The organism is Paraburkholderia sp. J69-1 (assembly GCF_905220255.1).
Classification (GTDB): Bacteria; Pseudomonadota; Gammaproteobacteria; order Burkholderiales; family Burkholderiaceae; genus Paraburkholderia.
The window spans coordinates 11,880-38,387 of record NZ_CAJMZG010000039.1; the positions used below are offsets into that span (position 1 = coordinate 11,880).

The 26,508-nt window shown below is 64.4% G+C and carries 23 protein-coding genes; 18 read left to right on the forward strand and 5 right to left on the reverse strand.

Features of this window, described 5'->3' with window-relative positions; all coding sequences use genetic code 11:
- Positions 1-4: 4 nt before the first annotated feature.
- The gene (locus U5A67_RS38925; RefSeq protein WP_321818555.1) at positions 5-1,687 is read right to left on the reverse strand and encodes a sensor domain-containing diguanylate cyclase; all 1,683 of its coding nucleotides are present in this window, start codon (positions 1,685-1,687) and stop codon (positions 5-7) included.
- Positions 1,688-1,892: 205 nt separating this feature from the next.
- Between U5A67_RS38925 and U5A67_RS38930 the strand changes: the two genes are divergently transcribed.
- Positions 1,893-3,482, forward strand: coding sequence for an inorganic phosphate transporter (locus U5A67_RS38930; protein ID WP_205985324.1), 1,590 nt, complete (start codon positions 1,893-1,895; stop codon positions 3,480-3,482).
- Positions 3,483-3,550: 68 nt separating this feature from the next.
- Here the strand turns inward: U5A67_RS38930 and ppk2 are convergent, their stop codons facing one another.
- From ppk2 to U5A67_RS38945, 3 genes are all read right to left on the reverse strand, one after another.
- Positions 3,551-4,504 carry a polyphosphate kinase 2 gene (ppk2, locus tag U5A67_RS38935; RefSeq protein WP_321818568.1) on the reverse strand — a complete coding sequence of 318 codons (954 nt, stop codon included), beginning with the start codon at positions 4,502-4,504 and terminating at the stop codon, positions 3,551-3,553.
- A 153-nt stretch (positions 4,505-4,657) separates the two neighbouring features.
- Positions 4,658-5,056, reverse strand: a complete 399-nt coding sequence (locus U5A67_RS38940) for a VOC family protein (RefSeq protein WP_321818556.1) — start codon at positions 5,054-5,056, stop codon at positions 4,658-4,660.
- A 152-nt stretch (positions 5,057-5,208) separates the two neighbouring features.
- The gene (locus U5A67_RS38945) at positions 5,209-5,988 is read right to left on the reverse strand and encodes a FadR/GntR family transcriptional regulator (RefSeq protein WP_321818569.1); all 780 of its coding nucleotides are present in this window, start codon (positions 5,986-5,988) and stop codon (positions 5,209-5,211) included.
- A gap of 253 nt (positions 5,989-6,241) precedes the next feature.
- On the opposite strand from U5A67_RS38945, the gene U5A67_RS38950 reads away from it, so the two are divergent.
- The 13 genes from U5A67_RS38950 (at position 6,242) to U5A67_RS39010 (ending at position 19,459) form a co-directional block, all read left to right on the forward strand.
- Positions 6,242-7,063, forward strand: coding sequence for a (Fe-S)-binding protein (locus tag U5A67_RS38950; RefSeq protein ID WP_321818557.1), 822 nt, complete (start codon positions 6,242-6,244; stop codon positions 7,061-7,063).
- The gene (locus U5A67_RS38955) at positions 7,060-7,875 is read left to right on the forward strand and encodes a lactate utilization protein (RefSeq protein ID WP_321959816.1); all 816 of its coding nucleotides are present in this window, start codon (positions 7,060-7,062) and stop codon (positions 7,873-7,875) included. Before U5A67_RS38950 ends, U5A67_RS38955 begins: the two co-directional genes overlap by 4 nt.
- The gene (locus U5A67_RS38960; protein WP_205985328.1) at positions 7,872-9,338 is read left to right on the forward strand and encodes a LutB/LldF family L-lactate oxidation iron-sulfur protein; all 1,467 of its coding nucleotides are present in this window, start codon (positions 7,872-7,874) and stop codon (positions 9,336-9,338) included. Before U5A67_RS38955 ends, U5A67_RS38960 begins: the two co-directional genes overlap by 4 nt.
- A 97-nt stretch (positions 9,339-9,435) precedes the next feature.
- Entirely contained in the window at positions 9,436-11,145 is a 1,710-nt protein-coding gene (locus tag U5A67_RS38965; RefSeq protein ID WP_321818559.1) for a lactate permease LctP family transporter, read from the forward strand.
- Positions 11,146-11,317: 172 nt separating this feature from the next.
- The gene (locus tag U5A67_RS38970; RefSeq protein ID WP_205985330.1) at positions 11,318-11,779 is read left to right on the forward strand and encodes a carboxypeptidase regulatory-like domain-containing protein; all 462 of its coding nucleotides are present in this window, start codon (positions 11,318-11,320) and stop codon (positions 11,777-11,779) included.
- Between the two features lie 88 nt (positions 11,780-11,867).
- Entirely contained in the window at positions 11,868-12,044 is a 177-nt protein-coding gene (locus U5A67_RS38975) for a hypothetical protein (protein WP_321818571.1), read from the forward strand.
- Between the two features lie 191 nt (positions 12,045-12,235).
- Positions 12,236-15,037, forward strand: coding sequence for a monovalent cation/H+ antiporter subunit A (locus U5A67_RS38980; RefSeq protein ID WP_321818560.1), 2,802 nt, complete (start codon positions 12,236-12,238; stop codon positions 15,035-15,037).
- Complete coding sequence (locus U5A67_RS38985) at positions 15,037-15,396, forward strand: Na+/H+ antiporter subunit C (RefSeq protein ID WP_205985332.1); 360 nt, start codon at positions 15,037-15,039, stop codon at positions 15,394-15,396. Before U5A67_RS38980 ends, U5A67_RS38985 begins: the two co-directional genes overlap by 1 nt.
- Positions 15,393-17,018: a monovalent cation/H+ antiporter subunit D gene (locus tag U5A67_RS38990; RefSeq protein ID WP_321818561.1), complete on the forward strand. Its 1,626-nt coding sequence runs from the start codon at positions 15,393-15,395 to the stop codon at positions 17,016-17,018. Before U5A67_RS38985 ends, U5A67_RS38990 begins: the two co-directional genes overlap by 4 nt.
- Positions 17,019-17,021: 3 nt before the next feature.
- Positions 17,022-17,516, forward strand: a complete 495-nt coding sequence (locus U5A67_RS38995) for a Na+/H+ antiporter subunit E (protein ID WP_321818562.1) — start codon at positions 17,022-17,024, stop codon at positions 17,514-17,516.
- Entirely contained in the window at positions 17,510-17,785 is a 276-nt protein-coding gene (locus U5A67_RS39000) for a K+/H+ antiporter subunit F (RefSeq protein WP_027816980.1), read from the forward strand. The genes U5A67_RS38995 and U5A67_RS39000 overlap by 7 nt, the downstream gene beginning before the upstream one ends.
- 24 nt (positions 17,786-17,809) lie before the next feature.
- Positions 17,810-18,265 carry a Na+/H+ antiporter subunit G gene (locus U5A67_RS39005; RefSeq protein WP_321818563.1) on the forward strand — a complete coding sequence of 152 codons (456 nt, stop codon included), beginning with the start codon at positions 17,810-17,812 and terminating at the stop codon, positions 18,263-18,265.
- Between the two features lie 408 nt (positions 18,266-18,673).
- Positions 18,674-19,459, forward strand: a complete 786-nt coding sequence (locus tag U5A67_RS39010; RefSeq protein ID WP_321818564.1) for a DUF4397 domain-containing protein — start codon at positions 18,674-18,676, stop codon at positions 19,457-19,459.
- A gap of 40 nt (positions 19,460-19,499) precedes the next feature.
- On the opposite strand, the gene U5A67_RS39015 is transcribed toward U5A67_RS39010, so the two are convergent.
- The gene (locus tag U5A67_RS39015) at positions 19,500-20,402 is read right to left on the reverse strand and encodes a LysR family transcriptional regulator (protein ID WP_321818570.1); all 903 of its coding nucleotides are present in this window, start codon (positions 20,400-20,402) and stop codon (positions 19,500-19,502) included.
- A gap of 182 nt (positions 20,403-20,584) precedes the next feature.
- Here U5A67_RS39015 and U5A67_RS39020 point away from each other — a divergent pair, with 182 nt between their 5' ends.
- The 4 genes from U5A67_RS39020 to U5A67_RS39035 all read left to right on the forward strand — a co-directional run bounded on the left by U5A67_RS39020 (position 20,585) and on the right by U5A67_RS39035 (position 26,448).
- Positions 20,585-22,720 carry a 3-hydroxyacyl-CoA dehydrogenase NAD-binding domain-containing protein gene (locus tag U5A67_RS39020; protein WP_321818565.1) on the forward strand — a complete coding sequence of 712 codons (2,136 nt, stop codon included), beginning with the start codon at positions 20,585-20,587 and terminating at the stop codon, positions 22,718-22,720.
- Between the two features lie 57 nt (positions 22,721-22,777).
- Positions 22,778-23,974, forward strand: a complete 1,197-nt coding sequence (locus U5A67_RS39025; RefSeq protein ID WP_205985339.1) for an acyl-CoA dehydrogenase family protein — start codon at positions 22,778-22,780, stop codon at positions 23,972-23,974.
- 11 nt (positions 23,975-23,985) lie between these two features.
- On the forward strand, positions 23,986-25,128 hold the full coding sequence (locus U5A67_RS39030) for an acyl-CoA dehydrogenase (protein WP_321818566.1): 1,143 nt from the start codon (positions 23,986-23,988) through the stop codon (positions 25,126-25,128).
- A gap of 93 nt (positions 25,129-25,221) precedes the next feature.
- Positions 25,222-26,448, forward strand: a complete 1,227-nt coding sequence (locus tag U5A67_RS39035; RefSeq protein WP_321818567.1) for a CaiB/BaiF CoA-transferase family protein — start codon at positions 25,222-25,224, stop codon at positions 26,446-26,448.
- Positions 26,449-26,508: the final 60 nt, after the last annotated feature.

Sequence of the window (26,508 nt, forward strand, 5' to 3'; positions counted from 1 at the left end):
CGTGCTAGCCGATATCCGGCGCGGCGGCCGATCCCGCCTCGCCGGTCTCATCGCCAGTCCATTCTCTTGCGTGCACCTGGTTGCGCCCCGCCGTCTTCGCTTCGTAGAGCAAAGCGTCGGCCGCAGCGAGTAACTGCGCGCCGCTGCCGCCGCTTCTGCCCACGGGCGGCGCGCAACTCGCACATCCCACGCTCACGGTGACCCGGCCATAGCGCGAGCCGCTGTGCGCCAGATTGGCCGCCTCCACTCGCCGACGAATCTTTTCGGCGATCTTCTGCGCGCCTTCAAGCGACGTAAGCGGCAGCACGACGGCGAACTCCTCGCCGCCGTAACGCGCGGTCATGTCCGTCGCGCGCCGCGTGCCGGACGCGATGCGCTCGGCGACCAGCGCCAGCACTTCGTCGCCTGCCGCGTGCCCATACGTGTCGTTGAACAGCTTGAAATGATCGATGTCGAGAAACAGCACGGAAAGCGCGGACTGCCCGCGCGTGGCGCGCTGCCATTCGGCGATCAGGCGCTCGTCCAGCGCGCGCCGGTTCGCCAGACCGGTGAGCGGGTCGGTCAGCGCCAGACGCTCGAGCGCGGCCTGCGCGAGCACCTTGTCGCGCAACGCGAAGGCCAGAATCCACGACACCGCGACCCATGCGCCGCCGAACACCGTCGTCATGGCCAGCGCGAGCCAGGACCTGCGCCGCCAGCTCGCGAGAATATCGTCCACAGCAGGCGCAACGCCGACGATGATCGGCGTGCCCTCCGCGCGCGCGAAGGTATAGAGCCGCTCCACCCCGTCCGCGTCCGAATGCGCCGTGAAGGTGCCGGAATCGTGCTGCGAGATGATGCGGTAGTTCTGCCAGTTCGCGTAGCTCGTACCCGCGCCATGCGGCATCATCGGCCTGCTCGCGAGCAGCGTGCCGTCCTGCATGATGATGAACACCCCGCCACGACGTCCCACGTCGATGCGCTCCACAAGCTGCTGAAAATAATCGAGCCGCACACCAAGCAACGCCACTCCCTCGAACGCGCCATCAGGCGCATCGATACGACGCGACAGCGCGATCGACTGCACGCCCTTGCGCAAACGCGATAGATAGGGCTTCGAAATAAACAGACCGGCTTGCGGATTGCTTGCCTGCGCAACAAAGAAGTCGCGATCGGCCAATGAAACGTCGGCGGGCACCGCATCGCTTTGCGACGCCTTCACATGGCCCTGCGCATCGAGCACATACGCGCCGCCCAGAAATGAGGCCGCCGTTGCGCGATCGAACAGCATGCGCTGACGCAAGGCATCGGGCAGCCGCCAGGTTTGCGGCTGCTGCGCGCCCGACACCACTGCTTGCAGCGAAAGATCGTAAAGCTCGACATTGCGCGTGATATCGGCCGTGACGATCCGCACGATATTCGACGAGTTCTCGATCGCATGGCGCAGTTCGTCGGCGCGACCGCGATAGAGCGCCGCGTAGGTCAACGCCGCCATCGCCGTGGCGATCAGCGTGCCGCACCACGCCGCAAAAAACGGATGATTGCCGATCAAACCCGTGACGCCCTTGCCGCGCGCAAGCAGCCAGCGGCGCACGCGCAAGCGGCGGCCCGGCGCGAACACGCTCAAGGCCAGTACATGCCGATGCGAACGGCCGCGGTGCGCATGCGCACACGGGTCTTGCACAGTTTCATCGGCGCGCTCGGCCACGTCCGCAATCCTCCTATGAATGGCCGCCTTTTATGGCCTTTTTTACCGTGAACGTACGCCATCCGGCATGTCTTGCACACCGATATCATCAATTCGTCACGCATGCTCCGCATGATCGGAAGCGTTGCTTTCACCGCCGCTTTCGAAGCGGTTTCGACTGACCAATCCCCTCGTTCTACCCGCCAGATACAGGAGCCTGCTCGTCATGCCGGACCTTTCCCTGTCACCGCAACCGGGCGCCGCGCCCACGCGTGGCCGTAACGTGAGCCTGCTCGTTTTCCTGCTCGTGATTGCCGCGGGCGCTGTCTACGTAGGCATGCATCTCGCCGACGATCTTTCCCCCGTGCGCGAAAGCTCCGCGCTGCCGTGGCTGTTGCTGGGTATCGCCCTGCTGATCGCGCTGGGCTTCGAGTTCGTCAACGGCTTCCACGATACCGCGAATGCCGTCGCGACCGTCATCTACACGCACTCGCTCTCGCCCAACCTGGCCGTGATCTGGTCGGGCGCCTGGAACTTCCTGGGCGTGCTGACTTCGAGCGGCGCCGTGGCCTTCGGCATCCTGCAGTTGCTGCCGGTCGAACTGATCCTGCAAGTGGGCAGCAGCGCGGGCTTCGCGATGGTGTTCGCACTGCTGATCGCCGCCATCATCTGGAACCTGGGCACGTGGTATTTCGGCCTGCCGTCGTCGAGCTCGCATACGCTGATCGGCTCGATCATCGGCGTGGGTTTGATGAACCAGTTGATGCACGGCGCCAACGGCACGAGCGGCGTGGACTGGAGCCAGGCGATGGGCGTGGGCAAGTCGCTGCTGTTCTCGCCGATCGTCGGTTTCCTGCTGGCCGCGCTGCTGCTGCTCGTGCTCAAGGCGCTGGTGAAAGTGCCCGCGCTCTATAGCGAGCCGAAGGGCAACGAACCGCCGCCGTTCTGGATTCGCGCGCTGCTGATCCTCACCTGCACGGGCGTGTCGTTCGCGCACGGCTCGAACGACGGCCAGAAAGGCATGGGCCTGATCATGCTGATCCTGATCGGCACGGTGCCCACTGCCTACGCGCTCAACAAGGCCGTGACGCCCGCCGAAACGCAGACCTTCATCGCCGTCGCGCACGAAGCCGCCAATACGCTCGGCAAGTACGCCAACGGCGTGGCCGCACCCGCCGATGCCCGCGCCGAAGTCGAACGCTTCGTTGGCTCGCGCACGCTCGCCCCGGCCACGGTGCCGGCGCTTGCCGCGCTTTCCAACCAGTTGGGCGAGCAGGTGGGCGGTTATGGCTCGATTTCGGCGGTACCGCAGTCGGTCGTCGATAACGTGCGCAACAATATGTACCTCGCCTCCGAAGCGATCCGCCTGATGGACAAGGCGAAGCAGCCCGCGTTCTCCGCCACGGACGCCAAGGCCATCGACAACTTCAAGGCGCAGACCGATCACGCGACCAAGTTCATCCCGACCTGGGTGAAGGTGGCCGTGGCCATCGCGCTGGGGCTGGGCACGATGGTGGGCTGGAAGCGCATCGTCGTGACGGTGGGCGAGCGCATCGGCAAGACGCATCTGACCTACGGCCAGGGCGCCAGCGCCGAACTCGTTGCGATGGCAACGATCGGTGCCGCCGACGTCTACGGCCTGCCGGTTTCCACCACCCACGTGCTGTCCTCGGGCGTGGCGGGCACGATGGCCGCGAACGGCTCGGGTCTGCAATGGAACACCGTGCGCAGCCTCGTGCTCGCATGGGTGCTCACGCTGCCGGTGTCGATCGTGCTCGCGGGCGCGCTCTACTGGGTGTTCCGCCACCTGTTCTGAGGTTCGCCCCATAAAAAAGCCGCGCTTCTCACGAAGCGCGGCTTTTACTTTTGGGTTTCAGGCAGCGATCAATAGAGTTCCGGCACGAACATTTCGGGCGGCACCGGCTGGCGAATGTAATCCGGATGATGCACGCGCCCAGGCAGCGTGACCTGCGGATGCTCGATCTCGTGATACGGCACCTGGCTGAGCAGATGGCTGATGCAGTTCAGGCGCGCGCGCTTCTTGTCCACGCCCTGCACGACCCACCACGGCGCCTCGGGAATATGCGAGCGCTGCAGCATCGCTTCCTTGACGTGCGTGTACGCTTCCCAGCGGCGGCGGCTTTCGAGGTCCATCGGCGAAAGTTTCCACTGCTTGAGCGGATCTTCGATACGGCTCTGGAAGCGGACTTCCTGCTCGTCGTCGGTAATCGAAAACCAGTATTTGACGATCTGGATGCCGCTGCGCACGAGCATCTTTTCGAACTCCGGCACCGAGCGGAAGAACTCTTCGTACTCGTCGTCGCTACAGAAGTTCATCACGCGCTCGACGCCCGCGCGGTTGTACCAGCTACGGTCGAACAGCACCATTTCGCCGCCTGCGGGCAGATGCTGGACATAGCGCTGGAAATACCATTGCGTGCGTTCGCGGTTGTTCGGTGCGGGCAGCGCGGCCACGCGGCACATGCGCGGATTCAGACGCTGCGTGATGCGCTTGATGACGCCGCCCTTGCCCGCCGCATCGCGGCCCTCGAAAATCACCACGAGACGATGCCCGGTGCTGGCGATCCAGTCCTGCATCTTCACGAGTTCGCCTTGCAGGCGGATCAACTCGCGGAAATAGACGCGGCGCAGCGCGCGCGTTTCTTCGGTGATTTCGAGGCCGTTTTCCTGCAGGCGGTCGTCGACTTCCATTTCGAGCTCTTCGTCATAGGCGTCGATCAGCTCTTCGTTGAGACGGCGACGACGCTCGCGCTCGGCGTCGGACTGCTGTTGCGCGTCGAAATCCGCTTGCTGGGCGGCCTCGGCACCGCGCTCCATTTCGTTCATGGCGACTCTCCTCTTTCGATGAATGGCAACCCGCGGCGCTCGCGCCTCGCGTGCATCCCGATATCGGACCTCACGCGCGCGGACGGACACGGCCACGCGCCACTATCGGCGCTACGGGTGTCACACATATTTCAAATGCATCGATCACTTGCCATGGATCGCTTGACCGAGCGGCCTGGCGAAGCTCAACTCATGCCCGTCCGGGTCGAGCAGATGAAAATAACGCTCGCCCCAAGGCGCGTCCTGCGGCGCGAACTCGGGCGTGAGGCCCGCCGCGCAAACCTGCGCATGGAAGACATCGACGTCGCTTACATAGAAAATCGCGCGGCCCCAGCCCTCGACCTTGCCATGCTGCCCTTCGAGCAGATTCAGATAGCACGCCGCCGCGCCCTGGCCCAATTCGAACGACGCAAAACCGGCGATGGCGGCCCCGGCTTTGTGCGTGAAACCCAGCGCCTCGTAAAAGCGCACCGAACGCGCGATGTCGCTCACGGTGAGCGTAATGGCATTCAGCGATTCGATACGCGCGGTGGGCGGGTTCATGGCCGTGGCTCCTTATTGTTTGGGTCGCTGCGTCGGGTCGCTGCATTGTGTCGCTGCGACGGATCGCTGCGTTCAGCCTGTGCGCCGACTTTAGCAGCCTTTGGCGGCGCCAGGCTTCAGGTTGGCGTATGGCGGCCCCGCGGCAAATCGGGCTAAGCCGCACTGGCCCGGCGCGTGCGCCGTTTTGGGGCGATGGCTGCGCGGGCCTTCGGCGTCGCGCCCGGCCAGCTATCGCGCTCACTGGTTGGACCAGTTTCGATCAAGCCGCTCTCCTCGCCCACCCGCGCACGCACGAAATCGATATGCGTCTGCATGGCCGTGCGCGCCTCTTCCGGGCGCCGCGCGAGAATCGCATCGCATAGCGTGCGGTGTTGCAGAAGCAGCAGACTCGACGCCTCCGCGTTCTGTTCGCGCAGCCCCGTGCCATTGATTGTGATGTGCTCGCGCAGCACGCCCAGCACGCTCGTATGCAGGTGCAAAAACATCGCGTTGTGCGACGCCTGGGCGATGACTTCGTGCAGCTTCGCATCGGCATCGGCTTCCGCGCTTTTATCGTCGCTGGCGCGCGTGCGCTCCAGTTCGTCCATCAGCGTGCGGATGCGTGCGAGATCGTCGTCGCTCGCGCGCAGCGCCGCGAAATACGCGGTCGCGCCTTCCAGCACGCGGCGAAATTCGAGGATGTCGTCGCGCAGCGCCGGATGATCGGCCACCAGTTGCCCCCAAGGCGAAGCAAAGCCCGTGCGCAACTGATCGGTGACGAATACGCCCGCACCGGCGCGGCTCGCCACCAGACCGCGCGCGGCGAGCCGCTGGGTCGCCTCGCGCACCGTATTGCGCGCGACGCCATAGTCCTGCGCGAGCACGCGCTCGGACGGCAGCTTCTCGCCCGCGCGCCACGTCCCGTCGAGCAGCGCGGTTTCCATCCGGCGCATTACCGTTTCGACGCGCCCGCGCGCGCCAGCCCTGTCCCTCATTGCCTGTCCCCGAACCTGTCCTGTGCTTCGAAGGCCGCGTGGCGTATTTCCCAACTGGTCCAACCAGTTTGAAGCCGCTGCCCGAAGCGGGAATTATGCGCCACAAACCCGCCGTCGCCGCGCCCGAACCCGCCGGACGCCAACGAGACGCCAGCACGACGCGCTCCCCAACATCGATTCGTCGAGGAGCGCCCTTCGATACGAGCGAGACATGAAGCCACGGCAATACCCCACCGGCCCGCGCCCCACCGACGTCTACCTGTTCGCGACCTGCCTCGTGGACCTGTTCGTGCCCCAGGCGGGCCTCGACGCGGTCAAGCTGCTTGAGCGCGAAGGCCTCACCGTCCACTTTCCGCGCGGCCAGAGCTGCTGCGGCCAGCCCGCCTACAGCAGCGGCAACCCGCGCCAGGCGCGCGAAGTCGCCCGTGCGCAACTCGGCCTGTTCGAGCAGCCGTGGCCCGTCATCGTCCCTTCGGGTTCGTGCGCGGGCATGATGCGGCATCACTGGCCGGCCCTGTTCGATAGCGACGACGCCGGCAACCCGGCCCGCGAAAAAGCCGATGCCGCACGGGCCACCGCCATCGCCGGGCGCGTCTATGAACTGACCGAATTCCTCGTGCGCGTGCTCGACATCGACCTGGGCCCGCACGGCACCTACAGCGACGCCGCGCGCGATCAGCCCGAAGAACGCGTGGTCCTGCATACCTCGTGCGGCGCGCGCCGCGAAATGGGCACGCGCGTGCATGGCGTCGAAGCCGTCGATGCGCTGCCCGGCGTCACGCGCATCGAGCACGAACGCGAATCCGAATGCTGCGGCTTTGGCGGCACGTTCTCGCTCAAGCACCCCGACATCTCCGGCGCGATGGTCGCCGACAAGATCGCCTCGGCCTGCGCGACGGGTTGCAACCGCCTGGTATCCGCCGATTGCGGCTGCCTGCTCAACATCGGCCACGCTGCGCAGCGCAAGGGCTCGCCGCTCGAAGTCGAACATCTTGCGTCGTTCCTGTGGCGCCGTACTGGCGGAGAAGCATGAGCATGGATAACTTCGATACCCTCGATGCACGCGAGCGCATGCTGGCCCGTCTGCGTGCCAGCGCGCCCACCGCCGCAACGCCCGCCGCCGCGCTCGACCAGCGCATCAACGCTCACTACGCGCAGCGCCGCGCGCACGACGCGGCCACGCTCGCCACGCCATCCGCACGCATCACGCAGTTCCAGCGCATGCTCGAAGCCGCACACGCCGATGTCGTCTGCGCAAGCGCACAAGCATGGCCGACGGCGCTCGCGCAACGCCTCGCTTCTTCGGGCGTCAAGCGGATGCTGCTCGATACGTCGAACGCCGAAGGCAACGCGCTCGCCAACGCACTGCATGAGCACGCGAGCGCGATCGAAACCCGCGATTACGCAGCGCCGATAGAAACATGGAAGTCCGAACTATTCGACACGATCGACGCGGGTTTTACGGTGGCACGCTCCGGCCTTGCCGCCACCGGCACGCTGATCGTCGTCCCGGACGCCAACGCGCCTCGCACCGTTTCACTCGTGCCGCCACTGCATATCGCGCTGGTTCACGCCCACACCCTGCACGCCGACCTGCACGCCGCCGTAGCCGCAGAACGCTGGCGCGACGGCATGCCGACCAATCTCGTGATGATCTCCGGCCCCTCGAAGACCTCGGACATCCAGCAGACCACGGCCTACGGCGCACACGGCCCGCGCGCCTTGTGGGTGATCGTCGTCACCGGCGACGAAGCCGATGCCGATGCCGATGCCGATGCCGATGCCGATGCCGATGCCGATGCCGATGCCGCAAAGCCCACGCCTTCGAACGGAGCCGCGCAATGAGCACGACCGAACACGCCAACGCTGAAAACACGCTGCATTTCGTGCCCACGGCTGAATTTCGCCAGCGCGCCCGCGCCGCGCTCGACGACCCGCAACTGCGTAAAAGCTTTCGCGGCGCGATGGATTTTCTGCAAGGCAAACGTGCCGCGCAGTTTCCCGAAGCGGACGAACTCGAAGACCTGCGCGACCTTGGCGAAGCGGTGCGCCAGCACGCGCTGTCCCGCCTGCCCGAACTGCTCGAACAACTCGAAACGAAGCTGCGCGCCAACGGCATCCAGGTCCATTGGGCCGAAACCGCCGACGACGCCAACCGCATCGTTCACCGCATCGCGCAACAGCACGCGGCCACGCGCGTCATCAAGGGCAAGTCGATGGCGAGCGAGGAAATCGAGCTGAATCACTATCTGGGCGAGCGCGGCATCGATTGCATCGAATCGGATATGGGCGAGTACATCGTGCAGCTTGCCGGCGAAAAGCCTTCGCATATCGTCATGCCCGCGATCCATAAAACGAAAGGCGATATCGCGCATCTGTTCGAAGAGCACATTCCCGATACCCCCTATACCGAAGACGTCGACGCGCTGATTCAAACCGGCCGCCGCGCGCTGCGCCGCGCCTTCGTGGATGCGCAGATCGGGCTATCCGGCGTGAACTTCGCCGCCGCCGATACCGGCACGCTCTGGCTCGTGGAAAACGAAGGCAACGGCCGGCTTTCGACCACGGTGCCTGACGTGCATGTTGCGATCATGGGCATGGAAAAGGTGGTGGCGAAGCTCGAACATATCGTGCCGTTATCGAGCCTGCTGACACGCTCGGCCACCGGCCAGCCGATCACGACGTACTTCAACCTCATCAGCAGCCCGCGCCGCGAAGGCGAAAAAGACGGCCCGCGCGAAGTGCATCTCGTGCTGCTCGACAACGGCCGCAGCCAGGCTTACGCCGACGAACAATTGCGCGCCACGCTGCAATGCATTCGCTGCGGCGCGTGCATGAATCATTGCCCGGTGTACACGCGCATCGGCGGGCATGCTTATGGCACGACCTATCCTGGCCCGATCGGCAAGATCATTTCGCCGCACTTGCTAGGCCTCGACGCGACTGCCGATCTGCCCACCGCATCGAGCCTGTGTGGCGCGTGCGGCGAAGTCTGTCCCGTGCGTATTCCGATTCCGCAATTGCTGGTGCGCCTGCGTACCGAAGCGAATCGCGACCCCGAAGAATCCGTCGCGCATCCGCTGCGTGGCCAGGGCGCAAACCATAGCCGCAGCGAGCAGTTCATCTGGCGTTTCTGGAGCGGCGCGTTCGCGCATCCGCGTGCCTATCGCGCGCTGCGCTGGGCAGCGACGCGTCTGCGCGGCCTCGCGCCTTCGCAGCAAATGGGCTGGACGCAGCACCGCACGCCGCTCAAACCCGCGCCGCGCAGCCTGCACGATCTGCTGCGCGACCGCGATCAACCGCAATAGCGGCACACGCAAATATCATCAGTCATGCGAAATATATTCCAAGCCATGTCTGACGATTTTCATTTCGTTTTGAACCGCATCATCGGAGGAGACCGTAGTGCAACCCTGGCATCAGATTTACACCCCGCTCGGCAGTGTGTGGCTGTCCGCGCTTGTGGCCGCCGTGCCCATCCTGTTCTTCTTTGTCGCGCTCGCCGGCCTGCGTCTCAAGGGCCACGTGGCAGCCGCGATCACGCTCGTGCTCGCGCTGGGCGTGGCCATCTTCGAATACGGCATGCCCGTGCGCCAGGCGCTCGTGTCCGCGGGATTCGGCTTTGCCTATGGTCTCTGGCCGATTGCGTGGATCATCGTCACCGCCGTGTTTCTCTACAAGATCGTGGTGAAAACCGGGCAGTTCGACATCATTCGCGCTTCGGTCCTGTCGATAACCGATGACCAGCGCCTGCAACTGCTGTTGATCGGCTTTTCGTTTGGCGCATTCCTGGAAGGTGCCGCGGGCTTTGGCGCGCCGGTCGCCATTACGTCGGCGCTGCTGGTCGGACTCGGTTTCGAGCCGCTTTATGCGGCCGGTCTGTGCCTGATCGCCAACACGGCGCCGGTGGCATTCGGCGCGATGGGCATTCCCATCATCGTTGCGGGACAGGTCACGGGCATCGATCCGTTCCTGATCGGCGCGATGGCTGGCCGCCAGTTGCCGCTGCTCTCGCTGTTCGTGCCGTTCTGGCTGGTCTTCATCATGGACGGCAAGCGCGGCCTCAAGGAAACGTGGCCCGCAGCGCTGGTCGCGGGCGGCAGCTTCGCGGTGACGCAGTATTTCACGTCGAATCACATCGGGCCGGAACTGCCGGATATTACTTCGGCACTCGTGAGCCTCGTTGCGCTGGCTGCGTTTCTCAAGGTGTGGTCGCCGCGTCGTGCAGCGCAAGGCGCGACGTCGAACGTTCGCATCAGCGGCGGCGCTGCTGCCATGGGCGGTTTCGGTGGCGGCGCGCGGAACGCTGCGCCGTCGAGTCGACAGGCTTCGCCGTACAGCATTGCGCAGACCGTGCGCGCATGGTCGCCGTTCATTCTGCTGACCGCCATCGTCACGGTCTGGAGCGTCAAGCCGTTCAAGGCGCTGTTCGCCGCGAAAGGTCCACTCGCGGGCACGGTGCTGAGTTTCCATGTGCCGGGCCTCGATCAACTCGTCGTGCGTACCGCGCCGATTGTCGCGACCGCCAAGCCCTACGAAGCCGTGTTCAAGATCGACTGGCTTGCTGCCGTGGGCACCGCGATCATGCTGACTGCCATCGTCTCCGCGCTGATCCTCAAGATGAAGCCGCGCGCCGCTATTTCGGCGTTCTTCGAAACGCTCGGCGACCTGCGCCGTCCGGTGCTGTCGATCGGCCTCGTGCTGGCCTTCGCGTTCGTGGCGAACTACTCGGGCATGTCGTCGACGCTCGCGCTGGCACTCGCCGGCACGGGCGCCGCGTTCCCGTTCTTCTCGCCGTTCCTCGGCTGGCTGGGCGTATTCCTGACTGGTTCGGATACCTCATCGAATGCGCTGTTCTGCTCGTTGCAGCACACCACCGCGCATCAGATCAACGTATCGGACACGCTGCTCGTGGCGGCCAATACATCGGGCGGCGTGAGCGGCAAGATGATCTCGCCGCAATCGATCGCGGTGGCCTGCGCGGCGACGGGTCTCGTCGGCAAGGAAGCTTCGCTGTTCCGCTTCACGCTGCGTCATAGCCTGTTCTTCGCCGCAATCGTGGGTATCGTCACGCTGATCCAGGCTTATGTGCTGACGGGAATGATCCCGCAGTAAGCGGATCGACACTGCATTGAAAGGCCGTTGTTCGCGTCGTTCACACACGCGCGCAACGGCCTGAAACATTTCTTCATCGCACTTTTAAGCCGTATTTAAGGCATGAAACCTACGCTTGATTCGTCCGGCATCTGCAACCCGGGTCTGATCGACGAATCGATGGAGGTGAAAAATGAATGCACGCTCAGTTCAATACAAGACCGCTGCGCTTTCGCTGGCTGCCACGCTCACGCTCGCGCTCGGTGCACAAGGCGCCTTCGCCGCCACCATGAATAACGCTGTGAATGGTTTGCCTCCGGCGCAGCACGCGGGCGGTATCGCCTTTATTTCCGGCGGGATCGGCAGCGATCAGTCGGCGGCATTCAAGGCCGCCACCGCGCACTATCCGCTCTCGCTCGAATTCGCGCGCCAGTCCGCGAGCGGTAACGAATATCTCGCCGATGTGCCGGTAACGATTGCCGATGCGCACGGCGATACGCTGCTTTCCACGCGCACGCATGGGCCGTTCATGCTGGTCGCGCTGCCGCACGGAGAATATGTCGTGAGCGCGAGTCACGACGGCAAGACCGTCAAGCGCACGGTAGAAGTCGGCAAGACCACGCACGAGCACGAAGCTTTCGTCTGGCCTGCGTAAAAAGCAGCGCGCCAATATCGCGTCGTTCGTGCTGTTATCACCAGCGTTTTGCAAATCCGATGCGCGTTTTCCGGGCCTAGAACAAGGCTTGCAGAGAACGCGCACGCACACCTGGCCGTCGCGCCCACCACGCATTTCGTCGAACTGGGTCAGCGCGGGCATTTCGGTGGTCTGGCAGCCCTTCCTGTGGCTCGCCGTGATCAGCGGCGTGCTGTTTGCCTTTTCGCTGATGCGCTTTCGCAAGACCCTCAGCCGCATGGCCTGAATCCGCACTAATCGAGCCTCTTTGCGCGCCTGGCGCAGATTGCGTTTGCGCGAGGTTTGCGTTCATGCCACAAAGATGAACTCCGTCCCCGTTTGCGGCTATGATCGTGATCTGCGGTCGGCCGGCCAACGCGCCGGGCAAGCGACCCGCATCGTCCAGACACACGCGGTCGAATTCCCGGAGAGCATCGAATGGCATTGGGGTGGCTGGTCGTCCTTCCGTTTATCGCTGCGGCGCTGGTCGCGCTCACGGCCCATCGCCTGCGTGCGCTGTCGACCTGGATCGCCTTCGCAGCCGCTCTATTCGGTCTGGGTCTGCTGCTGAGCGAACGCGTGGGCATGGCCACCTTCGGCGTCATGCAGTGGCGGCACGAATGGGTGCCCGACATCGGCCTCGCGCTTTCGCTGCGTCTGGACGGCCTCTCCTTCATGTTCGCGCTGCTGGTGCTCGCCATCGGCCTGCTGGTGTTTATCTACGCGCGCTACTACCTCGCGGGCAACGATGCATTGCCGCGCCTTTATCTGCTGCTTCTGCTGTTCATGGGCGCGATGCTCGGCGTGGTGCTCGCGAACAATCTGCTGCTGCTCGTGATCTTCTGGGAACTGACGAGTCTGGTGTCGTTCCTGCTGATCGGCTTCTGGCCGTCGCGGCCCGATGCGCGGCGCGGCGCGCGCATGGCGCTCACCATCACGGGCGCGGGCGGGCTGGCGCTGCTGGCCGCCGTGCTGCTGATCGGCCATGTCTGCGGCAGCTATGAACTCAACGATGTGCTCGCGCAGGCGCCCAGAATCCAGCATGATCCGCTTTATCCGGCCATTCTGCTGCTGACGCTATTCGCGGCGTTTACCAAGTCGGCGCAATTTCCGTTTCACCTCTGGCTGCCGCACGCGATGTCCGCGCCCACGCCGGTTTCGTCCTACCTGCATTCGGCGACGATGGTGAAAGCCGGTATCTTCCTGCTCGCGCGCCTCTATCCGATCTTCGAAGGCACGCATCTCTGGACCTATACCGCCACGCTCGCCGGTCTCGTCACGCTGGTCGGCGGCGCGTCGATGGCCTTGTTCCAGCGCGATCTCAAAGGCCTGCTCGCGTATTCGACGATCAGCCATCTCGGCCTGATCGTGCTGCTGTTCGGTCTCGACACGCAACTCTCCACCGTCGCCGCGCTCTTTCACACCGTCAATCATGCGGTGTTCAAGGCTTCGCTCTTCATGGCCGCCGGGATCATCGATCACGAAACCGGCACGCGCGATCTCGGGCGTCTACGCGGGCTGCGCAAGACCATGCCACACACGGCCGTGCTGGCGAGCGTCGCCTCGCTGGCGATGGCGGGCGTGCCGCTGCTCAACGGCTTTCTATCGAAGGAAATGTTCTTCGGCGAGACGCTGGCACAAGGCATGTTCGGCCCATTCAACTGGGCGATTCCGGTGGTCGCGATTGCGGCCGCGGCGCTCTCCGTGGCCTATTCGCTGCGCTTCGTCTGGGGCGTGTTCTTCGACGGCGCGACGCCGCACGACCTGCCCCACTATCCGCCGCACGAACCGCCGCGCTTCATGAAGCTGCCGGTCGAAATCCTCGTGGTGATCTGTCTGCTGATCGGCCTGTTTCCGCAGCATACGATCGGCCGCCTGCTGGCGTCGGCGGCGTGGTTTACGCTGGGCGGCAAGCTGCCCGAGTACAGCCTGAGCATCTGGCACGGCATCAACACGCCGCTGATCATGAGCGTGGTGTCGTTCGTGGCGGGCGGCGCGCTGTTCTTCCTGCGCCGCGACGCATTCCGCCATCATCGCTCGATGCTTTCCGATATGAACGCCAGCGAAGGCTTCGATCGACTCGTGCAGCGCCTCGAAAAAGGCGCCGCCGTGATCGTGCGCGTCTTCGAAACGCGTTCGCTGCCCGCCTATCTGTCGTGGATGATCGCCGCGATGCTGATCGTACCTGGCGCGTATTTCTTCGCGCTGGGCGCGTGGGGCGGAACGCTGCCGCGCCTGCCCGTCGATGCACTCACGCTCAGCGGCCTCGTGCTGATGGCGCTGCTCGCGGTGGGCGTGGTGCTGGTGCGCCAGCACACGCTCTATGCGCTGGTGATGCTGAGCACCTGCGGCTTGCTCGTGACACTGGCGTTCGCGCGCTTTTCCGCGCCCGATCTCGCGCTCACGCAGGTGAGCGTCGAAGTCGTCACGGTGCTGCTGCTCGTGCTGGCGATCTACTTCCTGCCCAATCTGCAAACCGTAATCGAGCCGATTCCCGCGCGTCTGCGCAACGGCCTGCTTGCACTCGCGGGCGGCGGGTTGCTCGGCAGCGTGGCCTACGAAGTGATGACGCGCGAACCCGCACAAGGCATCGCGCCGTACTTCCTCGCGAACGCGTTGCCGGGCAGCGGCGGTCATAACGTGGTGAATGTGATCCTCGTCGATTTTCGCGGCTTCGACACCATGGTCGAAGTGAGCGTGCTGGTGGTCGCGGGCCTCGCGGTCAAGGCGCTATTGCGCGGCCTGCGCCTGAAAGCGCCGGGCACGGGGCCGGGCGGTTTGCCGTGGTCGTCGCAATCGCATCCGCTGCTGCTGGCGATTCTCGCGCGGCTGATGTTGCCGCTCACGATGCTCGTCGCCGTATTCGTCTTTCTGCGCGGCCACAATCTGCCGGGCGGCGGCTTTATCGCTTCGCTGATCGTGTCCATCGCGCTGCTGCTTCAGTACGTGGCGAGCGGCGTGCTCTGGACCGAATCGCGCATCCGCCTCAATTACCGTGCGCTCGCCGGGCTTGGTCTACTCGTTGCGGCCGCAACGGGTCTGGGCAGCCTCGCATTCGGCTATCCGTTTCTCACCAGCGCGTTCGGGCATTTCCATCTGCCGCTGATCGGCGAAATCGAATTGAGTACGGCAATGCTCTTCGATCTGGGCGTGCTGGGCGCGGTGGTAGGCACGACGCTTACGATCGTTTCGCACCTGGGCGTGCGCGACAAGGACATGCAATCCGTGGAGAAAAGCTGATGGAAGCCGCCTTCGCCGCCGCTATCGGAGTACTGTGCGCCAGCGGTATCTATCTGCTGCTGTGCGCGCGTGTGTTCCCTGTGATTCTCGGCATCACGCTGTTTTCCTATGCGATCAATCTGTTCCTGCTGGGCATGGGACGGCTCACGACAGGCCAGCCACCCGTGATCGCCCCCGGCGCGCAATACGCCGATCCCGTGCCGCAGGCGCTCGTGCTCACGGCCATCGTGATCGGCTTTGCGATGACGGCGTTCACGGTCGTGCTCGCGCTGCGCTCGCTCGCCATCACCGGCAGCGACCACGTGAACGGCGAAGCCAGCACGCCCAACGTCACCGGTCAGGAGACGCGCGGCGCATGAATCACGCCCTTCTGCTTCCGATCCTGATCCCGCTTTTCGCGGCCGGCGCCATCGTGGCGCTGCCGGTGCGGGCCAAGCGCCTGCAGCGCGCGATCAACGCCGTGGCGATCATCGCGCTGCTGCCCGTCGCGGCCCTGTTGACCGCGCACGCCGCGCAAGGCGAGATCGCCAGTTACGCGCTCGGCGCGTGGCGCGCGCCGTTCGGCATCGTGCTTCAGCTCGACCGCCTGGGCGCGCTGATGCTGCTGCTCACCGCCGTGCTCGGCTGCTGCTGCCTGCTGGGCACCTCGAGCGCCGACGCGCGGCGCGGCCGTTATTTCCGCGCGCTTTTCCAGTTCGAATTGATGGGCCTGAACGGCGCCTTTCTCGCGGGCGACCTGTTCAACCTGTTCGTGTTCTTCGAACTGCTGCTGATCGCGTCCTATGCGCTGCTGCTGCACGGCGGCGGCGCGCGGCGCGTGCGCAACGGCCTGCATTATCTGCTGATGAACCTGGTGGGATCGTCGTTCTTTCTGATCGCGCTGGGCGTGCTGTACGGCATCGCCGGCACGCTGAACATGGCCGATATGGGCGAACGCCTCGCGCATCTGGACCCGGGCATGCTGCCGCTCGCGCGCTTCGCAGGCGCCACGCTGATGCTGGTATTCGGCCTCAAGGCCGCCGTGTTTCCGATGTCGTTCTGGCTGCCGCAGGCGTACCGCAGCGCAATCGGCCCGGTGGCGGCGCTATTCGCGATCATGACGAAGGTCGGCATCTACGCGATGCTGCGTTGCGATGCGCTGGTGTTCGGCATCGGCACGGGCAGCGTGCTCGATTCGTTTATGCGCGACTGGGCGTGGTGGATGGCCATCGCGACAATCGCCTTCGGTGCGCTGGGCGCGCTGGCCGTATCGAGTCTGAAAACGACCACCGGCTATCTGGTGCTGGTTTCCGTGGGTCTGCTGATTGCCGCCATCACGCAGCAATCGCCGCTCGCGTGGAGCGCGGTGCTCTACTACCTGATCAGCACGACGCTCTGTTCGGCCGCGCTGTTCCTGCTCGCCGATACGCTCGAACCGGAAGCCATCGCGGCTGCGCACACCGCCGGCCATGAAGCGCTGGAGCCCGCCTCGCTCGAAGCCCTCGACGACACCGCCGCCGCCGCGATCTCGCCCGAATCCGATGGCGTGGCGGCTTCTCGCGCGAAAGCGGCCTTCGCGCCCTGGCCTTCGAATATCGCCGGGATGCTGTATCTGATCGCCGCCGTGGGCGCAGCGGGCCTGCCGCCGCTTTCCGGTTTTATCGGCAAGGCGATGGTGCTCTCCGCCACGCCGATGAGCGAAGCCGTAGTGCTGTGGCCCGCCGTGCTGCTCTCCAGTCTGCTGCTGATCGTCGCCCTGAGCCGCACGGGCACGCGCCTGCTGTGGGCCGAACCGGCAGCGCGCGCCGAAGCCAGCGCACCCGCCCGTGCGCCGCGCGGCAGTTCGGCGAAACTGGCGGCCTGCGCGCTGCTGCTCGGCTGCGTGGCCGCCGCAACCCTGGGCGCGGGATCGCTGCGCCAGTATCTGGACGCCACCGCCGCGCAGCTGTTCGACCGCGCCGCCTACGTGCACGCGATCCTGCCTGCAACGAACGGGAGCTGACGCATGCTCAAACGGCTCTTTCCACATCCCTGGCTCAGCGTCGTGCTGCTGGTCTGCTGGGTATTGCTGATGAACGACGTCTCGCCGGGCAATCTGCTGCTCGGCGCGGTGCTCGGCATCGTCATTGCGTTTTGCGTCGGCGAGGGGCTGTGGCTCGCGCCCGTGCGCTTCGGGCGGCCGTGGCTGCTGCTGCGTCTCTTTGGGCGCGTGCTGATCGACATCGTCGTCGCCAATGTGGAAGTCGCGCTGCTGGTGCTCGGTCCCACCCAACGCCTGCGGCCCGCGTTTATCGAAGTGCCGCTCGACAGCACGCACGAAATCGCGCTCACGGCGCTGATCAGCATCGTGTCGCTGAGTCCCGGCACACTCTGCGCCGAACTCAGCGACGATCGCACGCGCCTGATCGTGCACGTGCTCGATCTCGCGGATGAAGCGGCCCTGGTCGCGTCGATCAAGTCGCGCTACGAAGCCCCTTTGCTGGAGATATTCGCATGCTAGCCATCGTGATTCCTGTCTCGTTCGCGATCCTTGGCGTCGCGTTTCTGCTCACGCTCGCGCGCCTCGTGCGCGGGCCTTCGCTGCCCGATCGCATCGTCGCGCTGGACACGCTCAATATCAACGCAATCGCGCTGATCGTGGTGTACGGCATCAGCCTGCGCTCGACGGTATTTTTCGAAGCCGCCTTGCTGATCGCGGTGATGGGTTTCGTGGGCACGGTTGCGCTCACGAAATACCTGCAGCGCGGCGACATCATCGAACTCAACTGAACCACGCCATCAGGAGGCAAGTCGATGCAAACCGCCGTTGAAGCGATCGTGTCCGTGCTGCTGCTCGTGGGCAGCCTGTTTACGCTGATCGGCGCGATCGGGCTTTTTCGCCTGCCCGATTTTTTCATGCGCCTGCACGGCCCGACCAAGTCGACCACGCTCGGCGTGGGCGGGATTGTGCTCGCCTCGGTGATCTACTTCAGCACGCAAAACAACTACGCAAGCCTGCATGAACTGCTGATTCCCGCTTTTCTCTTTCTCACCGCGCCCATTAGCGCGCATATGCTCGCGAAAGCCGGCATCCAGCAACGCGTACCGTTGACGGGCGCCACACGCGGACGCCCGCCCGCCACCGGCGCGTGCGCCGACCACGGCGATACGCGCGAGCCGGAAGGCCACGAAGGCGACGACGCACACGGCGCATCCAATGCGCTTGCGCAAAACGTGCGCCCGGCGCAAAAGCCCGCTCAGGACGACTGAGCGCACGTCAAAGCGGTGCAGTCCCGTTGTAAAAGCAACCTCAATCGCTTCTTCTCGCAGCACACTTAAAGCGCGTTTAAAGCCTCTTTAAATCGCGTTCCAGATATTTCGCTTTAAATCTTCCATCGATGCGGGCACGCGCGCGACGCCGTGCAGCATGCCTTCGGCGCTTGCCGCTTACGCCTCGTTACGACTTCGCTTGCGCGCAAACCACGCGGCGGCACACCGATTGCTGACTTCGCTCGCCTGCATGCCATTTCGTTCACCCAATCCCGGCGTGGCGATGAAACGCAAAACGGCACCATCAGAAATAAAACAACGCGCGCGAGAATTCGCTGCAGACAACGCAGCACACAAAAGAGCGCGCGACTTCGACAGCCATAACCGAGACTCGATGAGGTGGATGAGATGAAGACAATTCGCACTTTGGCCGTGCTCGCAAGCGCGGCAGCACTATTGACCGCCTGCGGCGGCGGCGGCAATGACGTAGGCAAGGAACTGGGCTTGCAAAACCCCGAAATCCATTTCGTGCACGCCCTGCCCGGCGGCTCGAACGTGGACTTCCTGGTCAACGGCAGCGCACTGCAAACCAATATCGCGTACAAGCAGGTCACGAACTTCGCGAATATCAACACGGGTAGCACCAACGTGTCCTATGCGAGCACCGGTACGACCACGGCCATCGCCAGCGGTAATTTCCCTGATGTCGCCAAAGGCCACGAATACACGGTGCTGGCGCTGCCCGCGCTATCGGGCGGCGATATTGGTTTGATCGACGATCCGTTCGACAAGGGTCTGCTGTCCAATAGCGCACGCGTGCGGGCCTTCAATGCCACGGTGAATGCGCAGAACCTCGATATCTATATCGTCGCGCCCAATACGGATATCTCGACCGTTTCGCCGACCATGGCAGGCGTCGCTTTCAAGAACGCCGTGCCGGCCAGCGGCCAGGATTCGAATTATCTGAACGGCGGCACCTACGTGGCGATTGCGACGGTAGCAGGCTCGAAGACGGCGATCTTCCAGTCCGCCTCGTTCAGCCTCGGCAATAACGCCGACTGGCTGATTACCTCGGTGCCGATTTCCGGCACGCTTTCGCAACTCGCCGTTGGGCAGATTCACCTGCTGGTCGCGCAAGGCGGGAATACCTCGCAACCGGCGCTGGAGTTGACGAACCAGTTGACGGGTCAGTAAGCGCGCTTCAGGTGGAAAACACGCGGGGCAAAGGGCGCTTTCACGCCCCGCGCCCCGTTTTTTGCGCTTCGGCCAGCACGAAATCGATAAAGGTGGACGCCGCGCGCGTGTGATGCCGGTTAGGCATATAGAGCATGTACATATGCGTGCCGAAAATGCTCAGACGCCACGCATCGAGCGAAGTCACCACCTGCCCCGCGCGCATGTCGTCGTGCACGACGTAATCGGGCACGATACCCACGCCCAGACCCACCAGGATCGATTGCCGCAGGAACAGGAAGTTCTCCGAAATAATCGACGGCTCCAGCAATACTTCGTGGCGCTCCTCGTTCAGATAGGCCGCGAGGCGCAATTGCCGCCCCACCACCGTTGCGGTAATCAGCGGTGCTTTCGCCAGATCTTCGAGCGTTTCCGGCATGCCGTGCTGCGCCGCCCATTGCGCCGACGCGCAGGCGATGTACTTCACCGGCCCCATATCGCGCGCCACCAGGTTCTGCGGCGGCTCGTGCATCACGCGCACGGCGATATCGACTTCATCGCGCAACAGATCTTCGACGCGATTTTCGAACATCACGTCGAGCACGATGCCCGGATACAGCCGCTTGAAGCGGATCAGCCAGTCCGACATCACCAGTTGCCCATAGCCGCTGGGCACGGAAAGCCGCACGCGCCCCTGCAGACTCTGCCCGAGCGTGGTCACCGATTCGTGCGCGGCCAGCAGCGCATTCTGGATCGTGCGGCCGTGCTCATAGAGCTTCAGGCCGATTTCGGTGGGCTCGACGCGGCGCGTGGTGCGCCGCACCAGTTGCAGGCCGATCGACTTTTCCAGGTGATTGAGGTGATAGCTCACGTTCGCGCGGCTCATCTTGAGACGGCGCGCCGCCTCGCTCAAATTGCCCGCATCGAGGATTTCCACCAGCAAGGTCAGCGCATTGACGTCCACGGTTCCACCCGGCAAATCGGCCACACAGCGCCAAACATCGGTTCATTGTCAAAAATTCTTTGACAGCATGTCAACGAACCATGGGATTGTCAATGAACCTTGGCATCCACACAATGAAGTCCATGATTGGATAACCGCCGCCCGGACCCATCCGGCTGACCCACTATCTGGAGACACGCTTCATGGCACTCGACACGGCCGCATCCCCGCATTCCGCCTCGCCCGTCACGCACGAACTGCGCGGCAAGGTGCTGCTCGTTACCGTGGACAATCCGCCCGTCAACGCGCTGGGCGTCGATGTGCGCCGCGGCCTCGCCGCCGCCATCGAGCACGCCGAAGCCAATGCGGCTGTGCAGGCCGTGCTGATCGTCGGCGCGGGGCGCAACTTTATCGCCGGTGCGGATATCCGCGAGTTCGGCAAACCGCCGCAGTCGCCCGCGCTGCCGGACGTCTGCAACCGCATCGAAGCCAGCCACAAGCCCGTGATCGCGGCGATTCACGGCGCGGCGCTGGGCGGCGGGCTGGAAATCGCGCTCGCGTCGCACTATCGCCTGACGGTGGCGGGCGCGAAGCTCGGCCTGCCCGAAGTGCAACTGGGTCTGCTGCCCGGTGCAGGCGGCACGCAGCGCGCGCCGCGCCTGATCGGCGCCGAAGCCGCGCTCTCGCTGATGTTGAGCGGCAAGCATATCGGCGCGCAGGAAGCGCTCAAGCTGGGCCTCGTCGATCGCGTGGGTTCGAGCGACGACGTGCTCGCCGAAGGTTTCGCCTACGCGCAGGAACTGCTGGCCGCGCACGCGCCCGTGCGCCGCACGCGCGATGCGCAAGGTCTGGCCGAGCGCGCCGCCGCGCAAGCCGCCATCGACGCCGCGCGCGCCGACACCACGAAAAAATCGCGCGGCCTGTTCTCGCCGCTGAAGATCGTCGATTGCGTGCAGGCCGCGCTCGATCAGTCGTTCGAGGAAGGCCAGCGCACCGAGCGCAAACTGTTCGTGGAATGCCTCGACAGCCCGCAGCGCGCCGGACTCGTGCACGCCTTTTTCGCCGAGCGCGAAGTGCAGAAAACGCCGGAGGCGAAGACCGCAAAACCGCGCGCCATCGAAACCGTCGGCGTGGTGGGCGGCGGCACGATGGGCGCGGGCATCGCCGTGGCCGTGCTCGACGCGGGCCTGCCCGTGACGATGATCGAGCGCGACGACGCCTCGCTCGCACGCGGGCGCGCTCACGTGGAAAAGGTCTACGACGGCCTGATCGCGAAAGGCCGCATGACGCCCGAAGCCAAAGCCGCGATTCTCGCGCGCTTTAGCGGCAGCACCTCGTACGACGCGCTCGCGCAGGTCGATCTGGTGATCGAAGCCGTGTTCGAAGAGATGGGCGTCAAGCAGGCCGTGTTCGCGGAACTCGACCGCGTCTGCAAGCCCGGTGCCGTGCTCGCGACCAACACCTCGTATCTCGACATCGACGCCATTGCCAACAGCGTGAAGCGCCCGCAGGACGTGATCGGCCTGCACTTCTTCTCGCCCGCCAACATCATGAAGCTGCTGGAAGTCGTGGTGCCGAAGCAGGTCAGCGCCGATGTCGTGGCCACCGCCTTCGAACTCGCGAAAAAGCTGCGCAAGGTGCCGGTGCGCGCGGGCGTGTGCGATGGTTTTATCGGCAATCGCGTGCTGGCCGTGTATCGCACCGCCGCCGATCATCTGATGGAAGACGGCGCCTCGCCGTATCAGATCGACAAGGCCGTGCGCGAATTCGGCTATCCGATGGGCCCGTATCAGGTAGTCGATCTTGCGGGCGGCGATATCGGCTGGGCCACGCGCAAACGCCGCGCCGCCACGCGCGATCCCAAAGCGCGTTACGTGCAGATCGCCGACCGCCTGTGCGAGCGCGGCTGGTTCGGCCAGAAGACCGGGCGCGGTTTCTATCTGTATCCCGATGGCGCGCGCGTCGGCACGCCCGACCCGGAAGTGGAAGCGATCGTCCGCACCGAGCGCGAACGCGCCGGCATCGAGCCGCGCAGCTTCACGAGCGAACAGATCATGCGCCGCTACATGGCCGCGATGATCAACGAAGGTGCCAATGTCGTGCACGAAAAGATCGCGCTGCGCCCGCTCGATGTGGATGTGACCTTCCTGTACGGCTATGGCTTCCCGCGTCATCGCGGCGGCCCGATGCATTACGCCGATACCGTGGGCCTCGCGAACGTGCTCGCCGATATCCGCGAATTCGCGAAGGAAGATCCGCTGTTCTGGAAGCCGTCGCCGCTGCTGGTGGAACTGGTGGAACGCGGGGCGAATTTCGCCAGCCTCAATCAGTCGCTTTGATTGCTGAATTGATTGCCGATTTGATTGCGCGCGCAACTACAAAGGAAATAGCCGGACATGGACCTTAAATTTACCGCCGAAGAAGAAGCCTTCCGCAGCGAAGTGCTCGACTTCCTGCGCGAGCGCCTGCCGCAGCGCATCGCCAGCAAGGTGCGCAACGGCCAGCACCTCACGCGCGACGACATGGCGCAATGGCACGCGATCCTCAACGAAAAAGGCTGGCTCGCCAATCACTGGCCGCAGCAATACGGCGGCCCAGGCTGGAGCGCCGTGCAGAAGTTCATCTTCGAAAACGAATGCGCGATTGCCGCGGCGCCACGTATCGTGCCGTTCGGCCTGAACATGCTCGGGCCGGTGCTGATCAAGTACGGCAACGAAGCGCAAAAACGCCATTGGCTGCCGCGGATTCTCGATGGCTCGGACTGGTGGTGCCAGGGTTATTCGGAACCGGGCGCGGGTTCGGATCTCGCGGCGGTGCGCACCACTGCCGTGCGTCAGGGCGATCACTATGTCGTGAACGGCCAGAAAACCTGGACCACGCTCGGCCACTACGCGAACATGATTTTCTGCCTCGTGCGCACCGCCACCGATGTGCGCAAGCAGGAAGGCATCAGCTTTTTGCTGATCGACATGAATACGCCGGGTATCGAAGTGCGCCCGATCATCACGCTCGACGGCGAGCATGAAGTCAACGAAGTCTTTTTCACCGATGTACGCGTGCCGGTGGAAAACCTCGTCGGCGAAGAGAACAAGGGCTGGACTTACGCGAAATATCTGCTGACTTACGAGCGCACCAATATCGCGGGCGTGGGCTTTTCGGTGGCGGCGCTCGCGCGTCTGAAGCAGGCCGCGCAAAAGGTCACGCGCAATGGCAAGCCGCTCGCGCAGGACCCGCAGTTCGCCGCGCGCTTGGCCAAAGTCGAGATCGATCTGGAAAACATGAAGACCACGAATCTGCGCGTGATCGCGGCCGTGGCGGGCGGCGGCGTGCCGGGCGCGGAAAGCTCGATGCTGAAGATTCGCGGCACGGAAATCCGCCAGGAAATTTCTTCGCTGCTGCGCCGCGCGATGGGCCCGTACGCTGCGCCGTTTATTGAAGACGCGCTGCAGGAAGGCTATGCCGAAGCCGCAATCGGCCCCGACGAAGCCGCCAGCGCCGCCGCGCTCTACTTCAATAACCGCAAGCTGTCGATTTTCGGCGGCTCCAACGAAATCCAGAAGAACATCATCTCCAAGATGATTCTCGGTCTTTAAGAGGTCTTGCGATGAATTTCCAGCACACCGAAGACCGCCGCATGCTCGCGGATACGCTCAATCGTTTCATCGCCGAGCAGTACGGTTTCGAAACGCGCGATAAAATCGCGCGCTCCAGTGAAGGTTTTAGCGCGGATTTGTGGGGCCGTTTCGCGGAACTCGGCGTGATCGGCGCGCTGTTCGACGAGGCCGATGGCGGCTTCGGCGGCCAGGGTTTCGACGTGGCCGTGGTGTTCGAAGCGCTCGGGCGCGGGCTCGTGGTCGAGCCGTTTCTCGATACGCTGATGGTGGGCCGCGCGCTCGCGCATGCCGGCAACGAAGCGCAGCGCGCGCGGATTGCAGCGCTGATCGACGGCTCGCAGATCGCCGCGCTCGCGCACGACGAACCGGGCTCGCATTACGAAGCGTCGCGCGTCGCCACGCGTGCCGAAAAGAACGGCGACGGCTGGCTGCTGCGTGGCGCGAAAGGCGTCGTGCAGCACGCCGGACATGCCGATGTATGGCTCGTTTCGGCGCGCACTTCGGGCAGCGAATTCGACGAAAGCGGTATTTCGCTCTTTCTCGTGCCGCGCGATGCAGCCGGTGTGAGCGTGCGCGGCTATCGCAAGATCGACGGCGGACGCGCGGCGGAAGTCACGCTCGACAACGTATCGATTGGCGCGGAGGCGCTGCTCGGCGCAACGGGCAGCGGCTTCGGCACGCTCGAATATGCGCGCGGTTACGGCCTGATCGCGCTCGCCGCGGAAGCGCTCGGCGCGATGGACGTCACGCGCGATTTCACGCTCGAATATCTGCGCACGCGCAAGCAGTTCGGTCTGCCGCTCGGCAGCTTCCAGGCCTTGCAGCATCGCATGGCCGATCTGCTGCTCGAAATCGAACAGGCGCGTTCGGCCGTGATCAACGCGGCCGCGGCCGTCGATGCGCCGCGCGTGCAGCGCGAACGCGCGCTCTCGGCCGCGAAGTACACGATCGGGCGCATTGGCGCGCGCGTGGCCGAAGAAGCGATCCAGCTGCATGGCGGCATCGGCATGACGTGGGAGCTGCCGCTCGCGCATTACGCCAAGCGGCTCGTGATGATCGATCATCAACTCGGCGACGAGGATCATCATCTCGCGCGCTATATCGCACTGGAAAACGCCGCTGCAACGGCATGAACCTGGCGTACTGAGCACGACGATGCGAAGACGCGCGCCAGCTTCATGCTTGCGCGCGGCCTTCCATACACAACGATTCAGGAGTGCCTGCTGATGCAGTCGGAAAACAAGGGCGGGCCAAGCGGCCTGCCGCTCGCGGGCATACGCGTGCTCGATCTCTCGCGCATTCTCGCGGGGCCGTGGAGCGCAATGGTGCTCGGCGATCTGGGCGCGGAAGTCATCAAGGTCGAGCATCCCGATCGCGGCGACGATACGCGCGACTGGGGCCTGCGTATCGGCCAGACCGAGACCGCGTATTTCAACAGCGTGAACCGCAACAAGCGCTCGATCACGCTCGATCTGCAAACGCCCGAAGGCCAGCAGATCGCGCGCGATCTGGCCAAAACCTGCGATGTCGTGGTGCAGAACTTCAAGTTCGGCGGCGCGGAAAAACTCGGGCTCGGCTACGCGCAATTGAGCGCGGAAAATCCGCGCCTGGTTTATTGCTCGATCTCGGGCTATGACCGTTCGGGGCCCGAAGCAAAACGTCCGGGCTACGATCTCGTGGTGCAAGGCGAAGCCGGTTTGATGGCGTTGAATGGCGACGCCAATCAGCCGCCGCTGAAATTCGGCGTGGCCGCCGTCGATCTGTTTACCGGCATGTATTCCGCGCAGGCGATGCTCGCGGCGCTGTTCGAGCGCGAACGCACCGGGCGCGGACGTCATGTCGAAATGGCGCTATTCGATTGCGGTCTGATGATCACGTCGTACTACGGGCTGGAAGCGCTCGTGATGGGCGAAGATCCGCCGCGCTATGGCAACGCGCATCCGTCCATCGTGCCTTATGGCGTGTTCGATGCGGCAGATGGCCCGCTTGTCATTACGGTCGGCAATAACAGTCAGTTCGAGCGTTTCGCGCGCGAAGTGCTCGAGCGCCCCGATCTCGCCGACGATGCGCGCTACAAGACCAATATTCTGCGCTCGCAGAATCGCGCGGTGCTGTTGCCCGAACTCACGCGCGAACTCGCCAGCCGGCCGCGCAAGCTGCTGCTCGAACGCCTCGCGGGCGCGGGCATTCCGTGCGGCGAAGTCGCGGGCTTGCGCGAGGCGCTGCTGTCGCCGCGCGCGACCGAAGCGGGGCTCGTTACGCAACAAGCGCATCCGCATACGGAAAGCGGCACGACGCCCGTGCTCGCGCCGCCCTGGCGCTTCGACGGCGAACGCATGCCGGTGCGCCGCGCGCCGCCGCAGCTGGGTGAAGGCACGCGCGAAGTGCTGGCTGAAACGCTCGGTTACTCGGACGATCAGCTTGCGCAGTTGAAGAACAAAGGCGTCATTTGATTATTTAACCGATTTAAAACCTGTTGGATCAGGAGGCGTGTTGTGAAGATTCTGGTACCC

What these genes read in the sequence shown, in the direction of transcription:
- U5A67_RS39005 (WP_321818563.1), top strand. Translation starts at nt 17,810, where the DNA reads ATGCAAACCGCCGTTGAAGCGATCGTGTCCGTGCTGCTGCTCGTGGGC.
- U5A67_RS39000 (WP_027816980.1), top strand. Translation starts at nt 17,510, where the DNA reads ATGCTAGCCATCGTGATTCCTGTCTCGTTCGCGATCCTTGGCGTCGCG.
- U5A67_RS39030 (WP_321818566.1), top strand. Translation starts at nt 23,986, where the DNA reads ATGAATTTCCAGCACACCGAAGACCGCCGCATGCTCGCGGATACGCTC.
- U5A67_RS38945 (WP_321818569.1), bottom strand. Translation starts at nt 5,988, where the DNA reads ATGCGCCGGATGGAAACCGCGCTGCTCGACGGGACGTGGCGCGCGGGC.
- U5A67_RS38980 (WP_321818560.1), top strand. Translation starts at nt 12,236, where the DNA reads ATGGCATTGGGGTGGCTGGTCGTCCTTCCGTTTATCGCTGCGGCGCTG.
- U5A67_RS38955 (WP_321959816.1), top strand. Translation starts at nt 7,060, where the DNA reads ATGAGCATGGATAACTTCGATACCCTCGATGCACGCGAGCGCATGCTG.
- U5A67_RS39025 (WP_205985339.1), top strand. Translation starts at nt 22,778, where the DNA reads ATGGACCTTAAATTTACCGCCGAAGAAGAAGCCTTCCGCAGCGAAGTG.
- U5A67_RS38940 (WP_321818556.1), bottom strand. Translation starts at nt 5,056, where the DNA reads ATGAACCCGCCCACCGCGCGTATCGAATCGCTGAATGCCATTACGCTC.
- U5A67_RS39020 (WP_321818565.1), top strand. Translation starts at nt 20,585, where the DNA reads ATGGCACTCGACACGGCCGCATCCCCGCATTCCGCCTCGCCCGTCACG.
- U5A67_RS38985 (WP_205985332.1), top strand. Translation starts at nt 15,037, where the DNA reads ATGGAAGCCGCCTTCGCCGCCGCTATCGGAGTACTGTGCGCCAGCGGT.
- U5A67_RS38995 (WP_321818562.1), top strand. Translation starts at nt 17,022, where the DNA reads ATGCTCAAACGGCTCTTTCCACATCCCTGGCTCAGCGTCGTGCTGCTG.
- U5A67_RS38950 (WP_321818557.1), top strand. Translation starts at nt 6,242, where the DNA reads ATGAAGCCACGGCAATACCCCACCGGCCCGCGCCCCACCGACGTCTAC.
- U5A67_RS38960 (WP_205985328.1), top strand. Translation starts at nt 7,872, where the DNA reads ATGAGCACGACCGAACACGCCAACGCTGAAAACACGCTGCATTTCGTG.
- U5A67_RS38990 (WP_321818561.1), top strand. Translation starts at nt 15,393, where the DNA reads ATGAATCACGCCCTTCTGCTTCCGATCCTGATCCCGCTTTTCGCGGCC.
- U5A67_RS38970 (WP_205985330.1), top strand. Translation starts at nt 11,318, where the DNA reads ATGAATGCACGCTCAGTTCAATACAAGACCGCTGCGCTTTCGCTGGCT.
- U5A67_RS38930 (WP_205985324.1), top strand. Translation starts at nt 1,893, where the DNA reads ATGCCGGACCTTTCCCTGTCACCGCAACCGGGCGCCGCGCCCACGCGT.
- U5A67_RS39035 (WP_321818567.1), top strand. Translation starts at nt 25,222, where the DNA reads ATGCAGTCGGAAAACAAGGGCGGGCCAAGCGGCCTGCCGCTCGCGGGC.
- ppk2 (WP_321818568.1), bottom strand. Translation starts at nt 4,504, where the DNA reads ATGGAGCGCGGTGCCGAGGCCGCCCAGCAAGCGGATTTCGACGCGCAA.
- U5A67_RS39010 (WP_321818564.1), top strand. Translation starts at nt 18,674, where the DNA reads ATGAAGACAATTCGCACTTTGGCCGTGCTCGCAAGCGCGGCAGCACTA.